This window comes from Tabrizicola sp. (genome assembly GCF_030373185.1).
GTDB lineage: Bacteria > Pseudomonadota > Alphaproteobacteria > Rhodobacterales > Rhodobacteraceae > Tabrizicola.
This window is the reverse complement of sequence record NZ_JAUCZH010000001.1, coordinates 619,786-636,391: the sequence shown is the minus strand read 5'-3', so window position 1 is coordinate 636,391 and position 16,606 is coordinate 619,786. Positions and strand designations below refer to the sequence as shown.

15 protein-coding genes are annotated in these 16,606 nt (G+C 62.5%); 9 read left to right on the top strand and 6 right to left on the bottom strand.

The features are described from left to right. Window positions 1-27: 27 nt before the first annotated feature. Window positions 28-1,044, bottom strand: coding sequence for an ATP-binding protein (locus tag QUV21_RS03045; protein WP_300853066.1), 1,017 nt, complete (start codon window positions 1,042-1,044; stop codon window positions 28-30). Window positions 1,045-1,269: 225 nt separating this feature from the next. Here QUV21_RS03045 and QUV21_RS03040 point away from each other — a divergent pair, with 225 nt between their 5' ends. Beyond that, the gene (locus tag QUV21_RS03040) at window positions 1,270-1,599 is read left to right on the top strand and encodes a hypothetical protein (protein ID WP_300853065.1); all 330 of its coding nucleotides are present in this window, start codon (window positions 1,270-1,272) and stop codon (window positions 1,597-1,599) included. Between the two features lie 17 nt (window positions 1,600-1,616). Here the strand turns inward: QUV21_RS03040 and QUV21_RS03035 are convergent, their stop codons facing one another. From QUV21_RS03035 to QUV21_RS03025, 3 genes are read right to left on the bottom strand one after another with little or no spacing between them, the layout of a single operon-like run. Next, window positions 1,617-2,135: a gamma carbonic anhydrase family protein gene (locus QUV21_RS03035; protein WP_300853064.1), complete on the bottom strand. Its 519-nt coding sequence runs from the start codon at window positions 2,133-2,135 to the stop codon at window positions 1,617-1,619. Further along, window positions 2,132-2,776 carry a guanylate kinase gene (gene gmk, locus QUV21_RS03030; RefSeq protein WP_300853063.1) on the bottom strand — a complete coding sequence of 215 codons (645 nt, stop codon included), beginning with the start codon at window positions 2,774-2,776 and terminating at the stop codon, window positions 2,132-2,134. Before gmk ends, QUV21_RS03035 begins: the two co-directional genes overlap by 4 nt. A gap of 3 nt (window positions 2,777-2,779) precedes the next feature. Then, the gene (locus tag QUV21_RS03025) at window positions 2,780-3,673 is read right to left on the bottom strand and encodes a YicC/YloC family endoribonuclease (protein ID WP_300853062.1); all 894 of its coding nucleotides are present in this window, start codon (window positions 3,671-3,673) and stop codon (window positions 2,780-2,782) included. 150 nt (window positions 3,674-3,823) lie between these two features. Between QUV21_RS03025 and QUV21_RS03020 the strand changes: the two genes are divergently transcribed. Beyond that, window positions 3,824-4,435, top strand: coding sequence for a PAS domain-containing protein (locus QUV21_RS03020; RefSeq protein WP_300853061.1), 612 nt, complete (start codon window positions 3,824-3,826; stop codon window positions 4,433-4,435). 104 nt (window positions 4,436-4,539) lie between these two features. On the opposite strand, the gene QUV21_RS03015 is transcribed toward QUV21_RS03020, so the two are convergent. Further along, the gene (locus QUV21_RS03015) at window positions 4,540-5,910 is read right to left on the bottom strand and encodes a class II 3-deoxy-7-phosphoheptulonate synthase (RefSeq protein ID WP_300853060.1); all 1,371 of its coding nucleotides are present in this window, start codon (window positions 5,908-5,910) and stop codon (window positions 4,540-4,542) included. A 167-nt stretch (window positions 5,911-6,077) separates the two neighbouring features. Between QUV21_RS03015 and QUV21_RS03010 the strand changes: the two genes are divergently transcribed. Further along, window positions 6,078-7,097 (top strand): GlxA family transcriptional regulator, encoded by a 1,020-nt coding sequence (locus QUV21_RS03010; protein ID WP_300853059.1) that lies wholly within the window; start codon window positions 6,078-6,080, stop codon window positions 7,095-7,097. 16 nt (window positions 7,098-7,113) lie between these two features. Here QUV21_RS03010 and QUV21_RS03005 read toward each other — a convergent pair whose 3' ends face one another. Next, complete coding sequence (locus QUV21_RS03005; RefSeq protein ID WP_300853058.1) at window positions 7,114-8,241, bottom strand: PQQ-dependent sugar dehydrogenase; 1,128 nt, start codon at window positions 8,239-8,241, stop codon at window positions 7,114-7,116. 167 nt (window positions 8,242-8,408) lie between these two features. Between QUV21_RS03005 and QUV21_RS03000 the strand changes: the two genes are divergently transcribed. The 6 genes from QUV21_RS03000 to QUV21_RS02975 all read left to right on the top strand — a co-directional run bounded on the left by QUV21_RS03000 (window position 8,409) and on the right by QUV21_RS02975 (window position 16,239). Further along, window positions 8,409-9,614 (top strand): ABC transporter substrate-binding protein, encoded by a 1,206-nt coding sequence (locus tag QUV21_RS03000; protein ID WP_300853057.1) that lies wholly within the window; start codon window positions 8,409-8,411, stop codon window positions 9,612-9,614. Between the two features lie 131 nt (window positions 9,615-9,745). Then, window positions 9,746-10,537: an ABC transporter ATP-binding protein gene (locus QUV21_RS02995; RefSeq protein WP_300853056.1), complete on the top strand. Its 792-nt coding sequence runs from the start codon at window positions 9,746-9,748 to the stop codon at window positions 10,535-10,537. Window positions 10,538-10,611: 74 nt separating this feature from the next. Further along, the gene (locus tag QUV21_RS02990) at window positions 10,612-11,322 is read left to right on the top strand and encodes an ABC transporter ATP-binding protein (RefSeq protein WP_300853055.1); all 711 of its coding nucleotides are present in this window, start codon (window positions 10,612-10,614) and stop codon (window positions 11,320-11,322) included. An 85-nt stretch (window positions 11,323-11,407) separates the two neighbouring features. Beyond that, entirely contained in the window at window positions 11,408-12,418 is a 1,011-nt protein-coding gene (locus QUV21_RS02985; RefSeq protein ID WP_300853054.1) for a branched-chain amino acid ABC transporter permease, read from the top strand. Beyond that, on the top strand, window positions 12,415-13,716 hold the full coding sequence (locus QUV21_RS02980; RefSeq protein WP_300853053.1) for a branched-chain amino acid ABC transporter permease: 1,302 nt from the start codon (window positions 12,415-12,417) through the stop codon (window positions 13,714-13,716). Before QUV21_RS02985 ends, QUV21_RS02980 begins: the two co-directional genes overlap by 4 nt. A gap of 102 nt (window positions 13,717-13,818) precedes the next feature. Further along, a complete protein-coding gene (locus QUV21_RS02975; protein WP_300853052.1) occupies window positions 13,819-16,239 on the top strand; it encodes an FAD-dependent oxidoreductase in 2,421 nt (806 codons plus the stop codon). Window positions 16,240-16,606: the final 367 nt, after the last annotated feature.

Below are 16,606 nucleotides of genomic sequence, written 5' to 3'. Positions count from 1 at the left end.
CTCGCCCTATCCATTCCTTGAGGCCCCCTAACCCAAGGGCAGGATCACCTGGAACCGACTCCCCTCGCCCACCACGCTTTCCACCCGCAGCCAGCCCCGGTGGCGGCTCACGATGTGCTTCACGATGGCCAGCCCCAGCCCCGTCCCCCCCATCTCGCGCGAGCGGTGGGAATCGACCCGGTAGAACCGCTCCGTCAGCCGAGGCAGGTGGACCGGGTCGATCCCTTCGCCCTGGTCCGCGACCTCCACCCGGACGGCAGGGCCGCGCACAGTGTCTTCCGGGCTCAGCGTCACAGTCACCGTTTGCCCGGACGCACCATATTTCAGCGCGTTCTCGATCAGGTTGGTAAAGACCTGCGTCAGCTGGTCGGCATCGCCCGGCAACACCGCGTCCGCGCCAACCAGACGGACCGACGATCCAGTCTTTTCCGCGACGCCGTGTAGCGAGGCGATCACGCCTTCAAGCAACGGTCGCACCGCAACGGTTTCGCGCGGGCGGACCCGCTCTTCGGCCTCGACGCGCGACAGTTGCAGAAGGTCGCGCACCAGCCGGTTCATCCGTCCTGCTTCCTGCTCCATGATGCCAAGGAACATGTCACGGGCCGCCGGATCGTCTCTTGCGGCGTGCTTCAACGTTTCGATGAAGCCCATCAGGGCGGTCAGCGGCGTGCGCAACTCATGGCTGACATTGGCCACGAAATCCCGCCGCATGGCACCGGCTTTTTCGGTCTCGGTCACATCACGAAAGACGCAAAGCACCATTCCCTCCCCCTGGGCCGAGACGGTGACCTGGAACATCTGGTCCTGCCCGTCGCGGCGGCTGGCCATGCGCACCTCATGCACACCGCCCCCGCGCGCAGCCGCGCTGATTGCCTCCAGCACAGCCGGGGTGCGAACCGCCATGGCCGGATTTCTTCCGATGATCCCCTCGCCCAGCAGCGCGATGGCCTGCGGGTTGCAGCCTGCGATCCGCGTGTCACCCTCGACCAGCATTGCGGGCATCGGCAAGCCGTTCAGCAGTCGGAAAAGCCCGTCTTCGTCCATTTTCCTGCCTTCCAATCCTGCGCCGCGCCGGCATCTTTTCGCCATGATGACTTGTTAGCACCCTGCGGACTTGCCTAGCAGAAGATTCGCGGTAACTTCTCGTGCAGTGTGTTTTTTGTGTTTTTCTACCGGCCTTTGCCCGGAACAAGGGTCGGGTCTGGCGGAAAATTCTGAAGGCAGGAATTTTTCGTCGCACCCCTCGTCGATGAAGGTGCAGGAAGACACATGTCGAAGGCGCTCAGATGCCTGGTTGTGGGGATCCCAGCCGCAACCTTTCCCGAAGGCAGCATTCGCGCGCAGGAGGCTGCGTCGATCCCCTATTCCGATCTTCCGGATTACTTTGCCCAGCTTGCAGGGCTGGAACTGGTAGTGGTTCCGCTGTTTTGCGATGCGTTCGATGCGCTGGAAATCATCGAGCTGCTTGGCGCACAGGGATATCGCGGCCTGCTGCGGATTGCGGCCCCGAAGCTTCCCAATCGGGCAATAGTCTTGCGGGAACTGCGGTCGCATGCCGCAAAGCAGGGAATGACGCTGGAGTTGCTCGAGGACGTCTGAGCCAACCGGCGAAACGCCTAGATTGCAGAGAGACCAGCCATGAAACGCCGGGCATTTGCGCGGTACCCGGCGGCGGATGCAAGCAGCCGGGCCTGCGCCTCGGCGTCCAGAAGTCGGACAACCTTGCCAGGAGCACCCATGACCAGCGAGCCGTCCGGGATCTCCTTGCCTTCGGTGATCAGCGCAGAGGCCCCGATCAGGCAACCTCGGCCGATCTTCGCGCCGTTCAGGATCGTCGCGCCCATGCCGATCAGACTGCCTTCGCCAATCGTGCAGCCATGCAACATCGCACGATGGCCGATGGTGCAATTGGCGCCAATGGTCAAGGGAAAGCCCATGTCGGTGTGCAGGATCGAGGCTTCCTGAATATTGCTGCCCGCGCCGACCCGGATTTCTTCATTGTCGCCGCGCAAGGTGGCACCGAACCAGACCGAGGCTTCGTCTTCCAGCACCACGCGACCGATCACATTGGCATCGGGGGCAACCCAGGCGGTTGCGGCGATCTGCGGCACAAGGCCTTCAAGCGCATAGATCATCGGGCCTCGAACTCCTCATTCAACGCACGCACGAAAGCGGAAAGCCGGGGCTGGCGGTCGCGCTTCAGCCGTTCTGCGGTCAGGATGGTTTTCAACTGCTCGAATGTCTGGTCAAGGTCTTCGTTGACCAGCACATAATCGTATTCCGCCCAATGGCTGATCTCATCGCGGCTTTTTGCCATGCGGCCCGCGATCACCTCGTCACTGTCTTGCGCGCGGCTGCGCAGGCGGCGGTCAAGTTCGGCAATCGACGGTGGCAGGATGAAGATCGACACCACATCGCCGCGCATCGCCTGCTTGATCTGCTGGCCGCCCTGCCAGTCAATGTCGAAAACTGTATCCGTTCCCGCGTCAATCGCTGCCTGTACCGGGCCACGCGGGCTGCCGTAGAAATTGCCGAACACTTCGGCATGTTCCAGCATGTCACCGGATTGCACCATGGCTTCAAAGGTTTGTCGGTCACGGAAATAGTATTCCCGACCGTCTTCTTCCCCGGGCCGGGGCGCGCGGGTGGTGGCAGACACGGAAAACCGCATGGTCGGATCCCACGCCATCAGCATCCGCGACAGGGTGGATTTCCCCGCCCCCGATGGGGAAGACAGGATCAGAAGAAGCCCGCGCCGAACCGAAACTGGGGTCATCGTTCATTCCACATTCTGCACCTGTTCGCGCATCTGATCGATCACGGTTTTCAGGTCAAGACCGATCCGGGTCAACGCCAAGGACTGCGCCTTGGAACACAAGGTATTCGCCTCACGCATGAATTCCTGCATCAGGAAATCCAGCTTGCGGCCCATCGGGGCCGGATCGGTCAGATGCGCGCGGGCGGCTGCGACATGGGCGGACAGGCGGTCCAGTTCCTCGGTTACGTCGGTCTTGACTGCCAGCAGCGCCAGTTCCTGCGCCAGACGTGTCTCATCGACGGCGTCACTGGCCGCAAGCACCCGGGCCAGATTGTCGCGCAGGGTCTCGGCTTGGGTGGCGGTACGGTTGGCGGTCTCGCGTTGGGCGTCTTCCGTCAGGGTGGCGATCCGGTCGATCTGCGCACCGATCACGCCTGCAAGTGCGGTGCCTTCCGTTGCACGCATCGTGGCGAAATCGGCCAGAAGGGCCGGAAGATCAGCCAGCAAGGCAGCGCGCAGGGGGCTGGTGTCGATTTCTTGCGTCTGGGTGTCCAGCACGCCTCGCAAGGTCAGCACGTCGGCGGCGGTGGGTTGGCGAAGGGTCACCCCTGCGGCCATCGCAGCAGCCTCGACCCCGGCCAGCGCGGCAAGGGCCGCCATCAAGTTCCCGTCGTTCAGGCGGAAGGCCGATGTCTCACGCGTGTCGTCCTGCGCGACCTTCAGGGTCAGATTCACATTGCCCCGGGTAGCGGCTTTCTGCAATTCGGACCTGACTGCAAGTTCCAGCCCGTCGATCCAGTCCGGCAGACGCAGCCGCAGATCAAGCCCCTTGCCATTGACCGATCGCAAGTCCCATGCCCAGGCGTAGCCCACACCAGCACCGCGCCGCGCGGCAAAACCTGTCATCGAGATCATCCGCCCCCCCCTGCGGCCGTCGGCGGCCGTCATTTACCATTTGAATAGATTTTCAGCCGAATCCTAGCGATCCGGGGTACGTTTTCTTCATGACCTGTCAGGCCGGGGCGCTGCAAGGCCCCACTGGCTTGCCAAACGGCGGAGATGACGATGGTTCTCAGACTTGTGGATTTCCGGTTTCCTGATCTCGGGCGCTTGCTGGCCCGTCAGTCCCGCTGTCCGGTCTTTGAAGGGCCGTCGCAGGTCCGCGCCTACTGGGAAGCCTTGCGCGGGGCTGGCTCTATCCCGGACCGGGCGCAGCTGGACCCACGCGGCCTTTCCGGTGTGCTGGACCGCGTCTTTCTGGCCGAAAGCATCGGCTGGGGAATGGTCCAGGTCCGCATCGCCGGATCAGCCATTGCCGAGGCTGCCGGAACTGACCTGCGTGGGTTGCCCTTGTCCTTTCTCTTTTCTGCCAACGCCCGTCCGCAACTGGCCGAGGCGCTTGAACCGGTCATCACCGGTCAGGCCGTCGCAGAGCTTGATCTTGGCGGCGGCTCTGCCGGGCAGATCGGACAACTGCTGTTGCTGCCCCTGTCGGATGGACCGGATAGACGGCTGGTGCTGGGTTGTCTTGGCCATGCCGAGGCCGCACTTCGCCCCGGTCGCAAGCTGGACGTCCTCTGTCGGCGGGAAGAGCAGATCTACCCGAATATGCCAGCGGCACCGCCAAATCAGAAACGGCAGGTCGGGCATCTGACCCTGATCCACGCGCGCGACTGATTCACGCGGGTGACTGAGCTACGCGGGTGACTGAACCCGGGCGGGTGTGAAATGCAAAAGGGCGGCAAGGTTACCCCTGCCGCCCCCAACCGTTGTCAGTGCGCTTAAAGAGCGACGCGGCGCGCGGCCTCACGCTGCGACGACAGCTCTTCCGCCACCAGGAAGGCCAGTTCCAGCGACTGCGAGGCATTCAGCCGCGGGTCGCAAGCGGTGTGATAGCGATCGGCAAGGTTTTCATCCGACACCGCGCGCAGACCGCCGGTGCATTCGGTCACGTCCTGGCCCGTCATCTCGAAATGCACGCCGCCGGGAACGGTGCCTTCGGCCTTGTGGATCGCAAAGAACTCCCGCACCTCGCGCAGTACGGAATCGAAGGGCCGGGTCTTGTAGCCGGACGAGGACTTGATCGTGTTGCCGTGCATCGGGTCGCAAGACCAGATGACATTGGCACCTTCGGCCTGCACCGTCTTGATCAGGCGCGGCAGGTGATCGCCGACCTTGCCGGCACCAAAGCGGGCGATCAGAGTCAGGCGACCCGCCTCGTTTTCCGGGTTGAGCTTGGCCATCAGCACCTTCAGGTCTTCCGCTGTGGTCGTCGGCCCGCATTTCAGGCCGATGGGGTTAAGCACACCCCGGCAGAATTCGACATGCGCGCCATCGGGCTGGCGGGTGCGGTCCCCGATCCAGATCATGTGGCCGGAACCCGCGACGTTCTGGCCGGTGATCGAGTCCACCCTTGCCAGCGCCTCTTCATATTCCAGCAGCAGCGCTTCGTGGCTGGTGTAGAAATCCACCCGCGAAAGTTCGTTCGCGGTGTCGCTGTTGACCCCGGCGGCGTTCATGAAATCCAGCGCGTCCGAAATCCGGTTCGCCATCTCGCGGTAGCGTTCGGCCTTGTCATGTTCGGCAAAGCCCAAGGTCCAGCTGTGGACCCGGTGGATGTCGGCAAATCCGCCCGTGCTGAAAGCGCGCAACAGGTTCAGGCTGGCGGCGGCCTGCGTATAGGCTTGCAGCATGCGCTGCGGATCAGGGGTGCGGGCTTCGGGGGTTGCGTCGAAACCATTGATGATATCGCCCCGGTAGGATGGGTATTCCACGCCACCTATCATCTCGGTCGGGGCCGAGCGCGGCTTGGCGAACTGGCCCGCCATCCGGCCAACCTTGATCACCGGCACCTTGGCGGCATAGGTCAGGACGACCGCCATTTGCAGCATCACCCGGAACGTGTCGCGGATGTTGTCAGCCGAAAACTCGGCAAAACTTTCAGCGCAGTCGCCGCCTTGCAGAAGGAAGGCCTTGCCTTCAGCCGCCAGTGCAAGCTGCTTTTTCAGCCGCCGCGCTTCGCCCGCGAAGACCAGCGGTGGATACTTGGCAAGCTGCGCCTCGACCGCGTGCAGGGCCGACGCATCGGGATAATCCGGCATCTGCACCCGAGGTTTCGCGCGCCATGCGGCTTTCGTCCATCCCTTGGTCATCGTCGTTCTCCGGGTCTCGGGGCTCTGTCAATCAGGTCGGCAAGCGGTATAGCCCTCCGTTTCCGCCTTGCAAAGGGCGATTGGGCGAAAACGAATGGTTTCGGCCCTTGCGGCGGGGTTGAATTTCGGTTTCGGTGGCATGCAAACGACATGAACAGGTCGCAGACATGCCCCCCCCGCCTCGCAAAGCCACCCAGACCACCAAGGCCGCCACTCCCCGGCGCTTCGTCTTTCTGCTCTTGGACAAGTTCACCATGATGAACTTCGCCGGTGCGATCGAACCCCTGCGGTTGGCAAACCATGTCGCGGGCGAGCAAATATACAATTGGGTCTTGTGCGGCGAGGGGACCGAAAAGACCTGTTCCAACGGCGCTACCTTCAAGCTTGACCTCGGGCTGGACGAGATGGAGCGGGATGACACCGTTCTGGTCTGCGGCGGGGTGGACATCCAAAAGACCACGACCAAGGGCGTGATCGGCTGGCTTCGGCGCGAGGCGCGTCGCGGCATCACTATTGGCGGGCTTTGCACGGGCGCGCATACGCTTGCCAAGGCCGGACTTCTGGATGGCAAGAAAGCCACGATCCACTGGGAAAATCAGGACGGTTTTGCCGAAGAATTCGAGGATGTGAAGCTGACCAAATCGGTCTATGTCATGGATGGCAACCGCTGGACCACGGCGGGGGGGATTTCCTCAATCGACCTCATGCTGCGGATCATCGCGGGCGACCATGGCGAGGATCTGGCCAATACCGTGGCCGACCAGCTGATCTATTCCACCATCCGCACCGACCAGGACACTCAGCGCCTGTCGATCCCCACGCGGATCGGCGTGCGCCATCCGAAGCTGAGCCAGGTTATCCAGATGATGGAAGGCAACATCGAAGACCCTATGTCCCCCGCCGATCTGGCCGAGGAAGTGGGGATGTCGACCCGCCAGCTTGAACGACTGTTCCGCCGCTATCTGAACCGCAGCCCCAAGCGCTATTACATGGAGTTGCGGCTGCAAAAGGCGCGCAACCTCTTGATGCAGACGGACATGAGCGTCATCAACGTGGCCCTCGCCTGCGGCTTTGCCAGCCCGTCGCATTTTTCCAAATGCTACCGCAGCCACTACAACACCACCCCCTACCGCGAACGCGGAACGCAAGGGATGCCGGGCATCGTGCCGGTCAGGCTGTCGATCTGACCGGCACGCCTTCGCGTCAGGGCGGCGCCAGCCGGTAGGCAGCACCATCCGCTACCGACAGAAACCAGATCGACCCGTCCGGTGCTTCACGCACATCACGGACACGGCCGGTCTCGGCGCTGCTGATCCGTTCTTCGGCAAAGCCCGTCTCAGCCGGGGTATCCGGGTCCAGACGGCCCAGAAAATCACTGTTGAGCGAACCGAAGAAGATGTCCCCCCGCCACTCCGGCACCAGCGCGCCGGAGTAGATCAGCAGACCAGAGGGCGCGATGGACGGATCCCAGTAGTGCAAGGGCTGCTCCATCCCATCCTTCGCGGAGCCGACGCCTATCCGCAAGCCGTTGTAATTGCGACCATAAGTGATTACAGGCCAGCCATAATTCCTGCCCGCTTCGGGGGCGTTGAGTTCATCGCCGCCCCGCGCGCCGTGTTCGTGGATAAAAAGCCGACCCGAAAGATCCAGCGCAGCTCCCTGCGGGTTGCGGTGGCCGCTGGAATAGACCCCGGGCAAGGCCCCGGAAAGCACCGTTGCCGGTGTCCCGTCGCGGTTCAGGTGGATTACCTTGCCTTCGGCGCGGCCCGGATCCTGCGCTTCATAGCCACCCGGTCCGGTTCCCCGGTCGCCAACGGTGACATAAACAGTGCCATCCAAGGCTTCCACCAGACGAGAGCCGAAATGTCTGCCCCCGCGCGCACCTTCGGGTGTTTCGAAAAGCTGCAAGAAATCCTCCAGCCGCGTGCCATCCGCCGACAGCCTGCCCTTGCCCACTGCCGTGCCAGCCCCGCGCCCTTGCGCGACCGAATAGCTCAGCCATACCTCGCGTGAGGTGGCAAAGTCGCGCGGCAGCATCACGTCCAGAAGACCACCCTGCCCGTCCACCTCCACCTCGGGCAGGCCGGCAAGACTGGTTGCGGCGGACAGGGAGGCGGTGAACAGCTTCAGCGCGCCTTCCCGTTCGGTTATCAGGAAACTGCCGTCGGGCAGAAAGGCCAGCCCCCACGGTTCTTCCAGACCCTCAGCCATCCTGGTGATCCCCATCGGCCCGACCGTGGTCTGTACACTCAGGTCCGCCGCTTGGGCCACACTGGCAATAAACACAAAAGCCGCCACGCTTCCCAGATGCTGCATCCCGAACTCCTTCATGCGCCGATCTTATCTATGACATAGTGGCGCCAGGTCCATTCACATCGGCATCACAGTCGGGTTTTCGTCCGGAGGATGGGCATATTCCCGCTGTCAAACCGCTTTTCTTTTCGAAACGGCCCCTCTAGGGTCTCGGGCAGGATTGCGATCCAATTAGGGAGACAAGAATGAAAAAACTGCTTCTCGCGACCGTGGCCACTGCGGCCATTGCGGGCGCTGCTTCGGCTGAAGAAGTCAAGCTGGGGATCTTCATCGGCTTCACCGGCCCGATCGAATCGCTGACCGGCCACATGGCGGCAGCGGCTGATCTGGCCATGAAAGAGGCTTCGGAGTCGGGCAAGTTCATGAACGGCTCGACCGTCGTGGGCGTGCGCGCGGACTCCACCTGCGCCATCGACACCGCGGCTGGCACGGCTGCTGCCGAACGCCTGATCACCGCGGAAGGCATCAAGGGCATGATCGGTGGCGACTGCTCGGGCATCACCGGGGCCGTGCTGCAAAACGTGGCGCGTCCGAACGGGATGGTCATGATCTCGCCTTCGGCAACCTCGCCCGCGCTGAGCACCGCCGAGGATGACGGCCTCTTCTTCCGCACCGCGCCGTCCGACGCGCGTGAAGGCGAAGTCATGGCCGAGATCCTGATGGAAAAGGGCGTGAAGTCGATCGCGCTGACCTACACCAACAACGACTATGGCAAGGGTCTGGCTGAAGCCATCGCCTCGGCCTTCCAGGCCAAGGGCGGCACGATCACGATCAACGCCGCGCATGAAGACGGCAAGGCCGACTATTCGGCCGAAGTCGCGGCACTGGCCTCGGCTGGTGGCGACCTTCTGGTCGTGGCGGGCTATCTGGACCAGGGCGGCAAGGGCATCATTCAGGCCTCGCTCGACAGTGGTGCGTTCAGCCAGTTCGGTCTTCCGGGTGGCATGGTCGGGGACAACCTGCCCAAGACCATCGGCCCGGCGCTTGACGGCTCCTACGGCCAGGTTGCCCAGTCCGACAGCGCTGGCGCTGCCATCCTGACCGAAATGGGCAAGACCGCCGCGACGCCGTTTGACGCGACCTCGCCCTATTCGATGGAATCATACGATGCCGCGGCGCTGATCATCCTTGCGATGCAGGCGGCGGGTTCCACCGATCCGCAGGTCTACAAGGACAAGATCCTTGAAGTTGCAAACGGCCCCGCTGACGGGTCAGGCGTCAAGATCCTGCCGGGTGAAATCGGCAAGGCGCTGGAACTGATCGCCGCTGGCACCGCCGTCGACTATGACGGCGCCTCGGGTGTGACGCTGATTGGACCGGGCGAAAGCGCAGGCCGCTACAAGGAGTTCGTGGTCAACGGCGGCGTGTACGAAACCGTCACCTTCCGTTGATCGGCTCGTTGACCGGGTCGGTGATCCGGTTTTCAGGTTGACAGACTTCAACGGCCCGGGCATCTCCCCGGGCCGTTGCACAAATACCTGCCCGACCCAAGCGGAACAGAGGCAGGATCAGGGGGAAATGGATGATCGTTGTCGAAGACCTTCACCGGCACTTCGGTGGCTTCCGCGCCGTTGACGGGGCGTCGCTTCAGATCAGATCCGGAACGATCACCGGGTTGATCGGGCCTAACGGGGCCGGCAAGACCACATTGTTCAATGTGATTGCCGGACGCCTGCCGCCGACCAGTGGCCGCGTGCTGATGGATGGCGAGGATATAACCGGCTTGCCCCCGCATGTGCTGTTTCACAAGGGCCTGCTGCGGACATTTCAGATTGCGCATGAATTCGGATCAATGACCGTGCGGGAAAACCTGATGATGGTACCACCGCATCAGGCGGGCGAGACGATCTGGAACACCTGGTTCCGGCGTGGCGCGGTAGCACGGGAAGAGGCGCGCATCCGCGAAAAGGCTGATGAGGTGCTGGAGTTTCTCACAATCAGCCATCTGGCCGATCAGAAGGCCGCCAATATCTCGGGCGGGCAGAAGAAGCTTCTGGAATTGGGCCGGACGATGATGACCGATGCCAAGATCGTCTTTCTGGACGAAGTAGGCGCAGGCGTGAACCGGACACTTCTCAACACCATTGGCGATGCCATCGTGCGCCTGAACAAGGAACGTGGCTATACATTCTGCGTGATCGAGCATGACATGGATTTCATTGGCCGCCTTTGCGACCCGGTGATCTGCATGGCAGAAGGCAAGGTTCTGGCTGAAGGCACGGTGGACCAGGTCAAGAATGATGAACGTGTGATCGAGGCTTACCTTGGCACCGGTCTGAAGAACAAGGCCAAGGCCGAGGGCTTCCATGTCTGAGAGAAACACCCTGCAACCAACTGGATTTGCGTCGCTTTTGGATTTTTCCAATCTCTCTGGCCCGGAGACGCTTCATGATTGAACCCTTCCTCATCGGTGAGGCGATGACCGGCGGTTACGGCGCGGTCGATATCCTGCACAACTGCACCATTGCTGTCGATCCCGGCGAGATTGCCGTCATTGTCGGCCCGAACGGTGCGGGCAAATCCACTGCGATGAAGGCCGTCTTCGGAATGCTGAAATTGCGCGGCGGGACGGTCCGGCTGGACGGCGAGGATATCACCGCCCTTACCCCGCAAGCGCGCGTGGCCAAGGGCATGGCCTTCGTGCCGCAGACGCAGAACATCTTTACCTCGATGACGGTCGAGGAAAACCTTGAAATGGGTGCATTCCTGCGCCGCGATGACATCCGGGGAACGCTGGAACAGGTCTATGAGCTGTTCCCGATCCTGAAGCAGAAACGCTTTCAGGCCGCGGGTGAACTTTCCGGCGGTCAGCGCCAGCAAGTCGCGGTCGGCCGCGCGCTGATGACCCAGCCCAAGGTGCTGATGCTTGACGAACCGACGGCAGGCGTCAGCCCCATCGTGATGGACGAACTTTTCGACCGGATCATCGAAGTGGCCCGAACCGGAATTTCCATCCTCATGGTCGAACAGAACGCGCGGCAAGCGCTGGAGATTGCGGACAAGGGCTACGTTCTCGTTCAGGGCTCCAACCGCTTTACCGACACCGGCAAGGCCCTGATGGCCGACCCCGAAGTGCGCCGCAGTTTCCTTGGAGGATGACGATGACCACCGCCCGTTCTTTCTTGCGCTGCCAGCTTCGCCCTTCTCCTGCCGCAACCCCTAAACAGTCGGGGAACCTGACCTGATGGATGCGATCAACGCCCTTGTGGCCTTTTTGAACTTCGTCTTCATTCCCGGCCTAAGCTACGGGGCGCAACTGGCGCTTGGCGCACTTGGCGTGACGCTGATCTATGGCATCCTGCGGTTTTCCAACTTCGCGCATGGGGACACCATGGCCTTCGGGACCATGGTGACGATCCTTGCCACCTGGGGCCTGCAATCGCAGGGTGTCAGCTTCGGCCCGCTGCCCACGGCACTTTTGGCGCTGCCAATCGGAATTGCTGCGACTGCGGCATTCGTTCTGGCGACGGACCGGGTGGTCTATCGATTTTACCGGCGGCAGAAGGCGTCTTCGACCATGGTCGTCATCGTGTCCCTTGGTGTCATGTTCGTGATGAACGGTGTGATCCGTTTCATCATCGGGGTGGATGAACAGAACTTCAGCGACGGCGCCCGGTTCGTGATCAACCCGCAAGAGTTCCGGGCCGCTACCGGTCTGGCCGAGCCCTTGGCCATCAAGACCACGCAGGCCGTGACTGTGGTGGCGGCGGTGATCGTGGTGGCCTTCCTGTTCTGGTTCCTGCAAAAGACCCGCACCGGCAAATCCATGCGCGCCTTTTCCGACAACGAGGATCTGGCGCTGCTATCTGGCATCAACCCTGACCGGGTCGTCGCCGTCACCTGGATCCTTGCGGCAGGCATCGCCACCATTGCCGGCACACTTTACGGCCTCGACAAGTCCTTCAAGCCCTTCACCTATTTCCAATTGCTGCTGCCAATCTTTGCCGCCGCAATCGTCGGTGGCCTTGGCAACCCGCTTGGGGCCATCGCGGGAGGCTTTGTCATCGCCTTTTCCGAGGTGATGGTGACGAACGCCTGGAAGAAGATCGCCACATACCTTCTGCCCGAAAGCATGGCACCCGACACGCTGGTTCAGCTTTTGTCGACCGATTACAAATTCGCGGTCAGCTTCACGATCCTGATCATTGTGCTGCTGTTCATGCCCACGGGCATTTTCAAGGGAAAAGCGCTATGAACCCCAGAAACCTGATCCTGTTCGGGCTGGTGGCCTGCCTCTATCTGGCCACCGGGTTCATGCAAAGCTGGAACCTGTCGCTGTCGATCTTGAACGCAGCCCTTCTGGCCACGATTGCGGCCCTTGGGGTCAACATGCAATGGGGTTATGCGGGGCTGTTTTCCGTCGGCACCATGGGTTTCACGGCGCTTGGCGGGCTCGCCGTTGTGCTGATCTCGGCCAAGCCGAACACGGACAACTGGCAGGCCGGGGGCTTTGGCATCCTGCTGGCGCTGGTACTTGGGGCCTTGTCCGTTGCTGCCGCCGTTTTCGCGTGGCGCGCCATTGCACCCGGACGCGCCAGAACACTGACGGTTGCCGCGGTGCTGATCGGCGGCTTCTTCCTGTTCCGTGCGGTCTTTGACCCGGCGGTCAACGCGGTCGAGGCGGTGAACCCGCAGTTTGCCGGCAACATTGGCGGCCTTGGGCTACCATCCTTGCTGGCCTGGCCGGTTGGCGGGCTTCTGGCCGCTGCGGCCGCCTGGGCCATCGGCAGAACCGCGCTTGGCCTGCGGTCGGATTACCTTGCCATTGCGACGCTTGGCATCGCCGAAATAATCGTGGCCGTGATCAAGAACGAAGACTGGATGGGGCGCGGCGTCAAGAACCTGACAGGCCTGCCCCGCCCCTGGCCGGTGCCGCTGGAAGTGGACCTGCAACAGCAAGCCGGGTTTCTTGATTTCGTTGCAAGTTGGGGCTGGAACCCGATGACCGCCTCTACCATCCTGGTCAAACTCCTTTATGCCGGGATGTTCGGCCTTGTGCTGGCGCTGATCATCTGGGCCTTCGAGCGTGCGCTGAACAGCCCATGGGGCCGGATGATGCGGGCCATCCGCGACAACGAGGTGTCGGCCGCGGCAATGGGCAAGGATGTCACCGGCCGCCACTTGCAGGTGTTCATTCTGGGCTCGGCCGTGATCGGCATCGCCGGGGCAATGATGACCTCGATGGATGGCCAGATGACCCCCGGCACCTATAACCCGCTGCGCTTCACCTTCCTTGTCTGGGTCATGGTAATCGTCGGGGGGTCTGGCAACAACTGGGGGACGGTTCTCGGCGGCTTGCTGATCGGCTGGTTGTGGCTGGTGGTGGAAAACATCGGCCCGACCATCATGGGTTATGTGACCGCTGGCATGCCCGATGGCTGGCTTCGCAGCCACCTTGTTGGCAGCGCCGAGCACATGCGGCTTCTGTCCATGGGGGTGATCTTGCTGGTGGTGCTGCGATTCAGCCCGCGCGGGTTGATACCGGAGAAGTGAAGCCAACCCGCGACATATTCTGTCGCAAACCTGCATGACCCTTTGTCTGCCTCCGGTCAATCTGCCTCAGCGCAAGTTGGCCGGGCAGATAAGGAGTCGTCCATGAAATCCCATACCCGCGTGGTCGTCATCGGCGGCGGCGTTGTCGGCTGTTCGGTGCTTTATCACCTGACAAAGCTGGGCTGGTCGGACGTGATGCTGATCGAACGGTCCGAACTGACCTCGGGGTCCACTTGGCACGCGGCGGGCGGGTTTCACACCCTGAACGGCGACACCAATATGGCCGCCCTGCAAGGCTATACCATCCGGCTCTACAAAGAGCTGGAGGCGATCACCGGCATGTCCTGCGGGCTGCACCATGTGGGCGGGATCACACTGGCCGACAATGCCGCGCGGTTCGAGCAGCTCAAGGCGGAACGCGCCAAGCACCGCTACATGGGGCTGGATACCGAAATTCTCGGGCCAGAGGAAATTCACAAGCTGACCGATGGGATGGTCAACCTCGAAGGCATCATCGGCGCGCTCTATGATCCGCTGGACGGTCACCTTGACCCGTCCGGCACGACCCACGCCTATGCCAAGGCCGCGCGCATGGGTGGGGCCGAGATCATGCTGCACAACCGCGTGCTGGAAACGAACCCCACCAAGGACGGCTGGGAGGTCGTGACCGAAAAGGGTACTGTCACCTGCGAGCATCTGGTGAACGCCGGTGGCCTCTGGGCGCGTGAAATTGGCGCAATGGCGGGGGTTTACCTGCCACTGTTGCCAATGGCGCACCAATACCTGGTGACCGACGACATTCCCGAGATCATGGACATCCTGAAATCCGGCCGCGAATTTCCGCATGTCATGGACCCCGGCGGCGAAAGCTATCTGCGCCAGGAAGGCCGTGGTCTCTGCATCGGGTTCTACGAAAAACCCTGCGAACCATGGGCCGTCGACGGCACCCCCTGGACCTTCGGTCATGAACTGCTGAACGAACAGTTCGACAAGATCGAGGACAGCGTCAACTTCGCCTATCGCCGCTTCCCGGTGCTGGAACGCACTGGCGTCAAGCGGGTGATCCACGGCCCCTTCACCTTCGCGCCCGACGGCAACCCGCTGGTTGGCCCGGTGCAGGGCTTGCGCAACTACTGGTCGGCCTGCGGCGTGATGGCAGGGTTCTCTCAGGGCGGCGGCATGGGTCTTGCGCTGGCGCAATGGATGATCGAGGGCGAGGTTGAACGTGACCCGCGCGGCTTTGATGTTTCCCGCTTCGGCACCTGGACCAGCCCCGGCTATACCGTGCCGAAGGTGATCGAGAACTATCAGATGCGGTTTTCGGTCAGCTATCCGAACGAGGAACGCCCCGCCGCCCGCCCCTTCCGCACCACCCCGATGTATGAGGTCTTCGACGGCATGAACGCCGTCTGGGGCCAGCAATATGGGTTGGAAGTGGTAAATTACCACGCCCTGCTGGGCGAGCCGCGCTATGAGGAACCGTCCTTCAAGCGGTCAAATGCGTGGGAGGCGACACGGCAAGAGGTCATGGCCGTTCGCGAAGGCGTCGGCATCAACGAAGTGCAGAACTTCGGCAAATACCGGATCACCGGCCCGAATGCTCGTGCTTGGCTGGACCGGATCATGGCCGGCAACATCCCCAAACCGGGCCGCCTGTCGCTGACTCCGATGCTGGCCCATTCCGGCAAGATCATCGGCGATTTCACCGTGTCCTGTCTGTCCGAGGCAGAATTCCAGCTGACTGCCAGCTATGGCGCGCAAGGCTGGCACCAGCGCTGGTTTGAACAAAACGCGATGGATGGGGTGACGGTGGAAAACATCTCCGACGCGCGCTCCGGCTTTCAGATCGCCGGGCCGAACGCACGGGAACTGCTGTCCCGCGTCACCCGCAGCGATGTGTCCGCCGAGGCGTTCAGGTTCATGGACGTGCGCCGCATGACCGTGGGCATGGCCAACTGCATCGTCCAGCGCGTCAGCTACACCGCTGATCTGGGCTATGAGATCTTTACCGATCACATGTCCGTCCGCCACCTCTGGGACACCCTTAACGCTGCCGGAGCCGACCTTGGCCTGCGTCCCTTCGGGATGCGGGCGATGATGTCCCTGCGGCTGGACAAGTGGTTCGGCAGCTGGGGGCGGGAGTTCAGCCCCGACTATACCCCGGCGGAAACCGGGCTTGACCGATTCATCCGCTGGAACAAGGACGCCGACTGGATCGGCAAACCCGCGGCCACCGCCGAAAAGGCCGCTGGTCCGAAGCGCAAGCTCGTCAGCTTCATCGTCGATGCCAAGGATGCCGATGTCGTGGCATGGGAGCCGATCTGGCTTGATGGCGCGGTGGTCGGCTTCTGCACCTCGGGCGGGTTCAGCCACACCACCGGCCAGTCGGTCGCCATGGGCTTCTTGCCCGCCGACCAGGTGCAGGACGGTCTCGCCTGCGAGATCGAGATCCTTGGGGAACGCCGCCCGGCCCGCGTCCACCTCGCCCCGCTTTGGGATGACGGCGGGCGGATGCGCGGCTGATCGGCTTTCTCTTCCCCAAATATCCTCGGGGGGTGAAGGGGGGCAGACGGCCCCCCTTCTTCCATTGCATCATCCCGCAATGACGCCGCATATCCTGATCCCGGCTACCGGAGCGTCCTCACGCATGCCTGGGGTGGACAGACAATGGAAGACATGGGGGAAAGCCGCTTCAGACAAGGATTGCCAGCCAAGCGCTGGAAACCGGCGCCCCGGTCACCGTCGCCCTGCCCCCGGATTTCCCGGGCCTACCTGCATCCCTTCGATTCCTGCCGACTTTCCGGGTCACCGTCCCTGACCCGGCAGATGGTCATTTTGCCAACCTGCGCGCAATGGCGCAGCTCTGAACCGCGGGTCACACGGTCTGTTT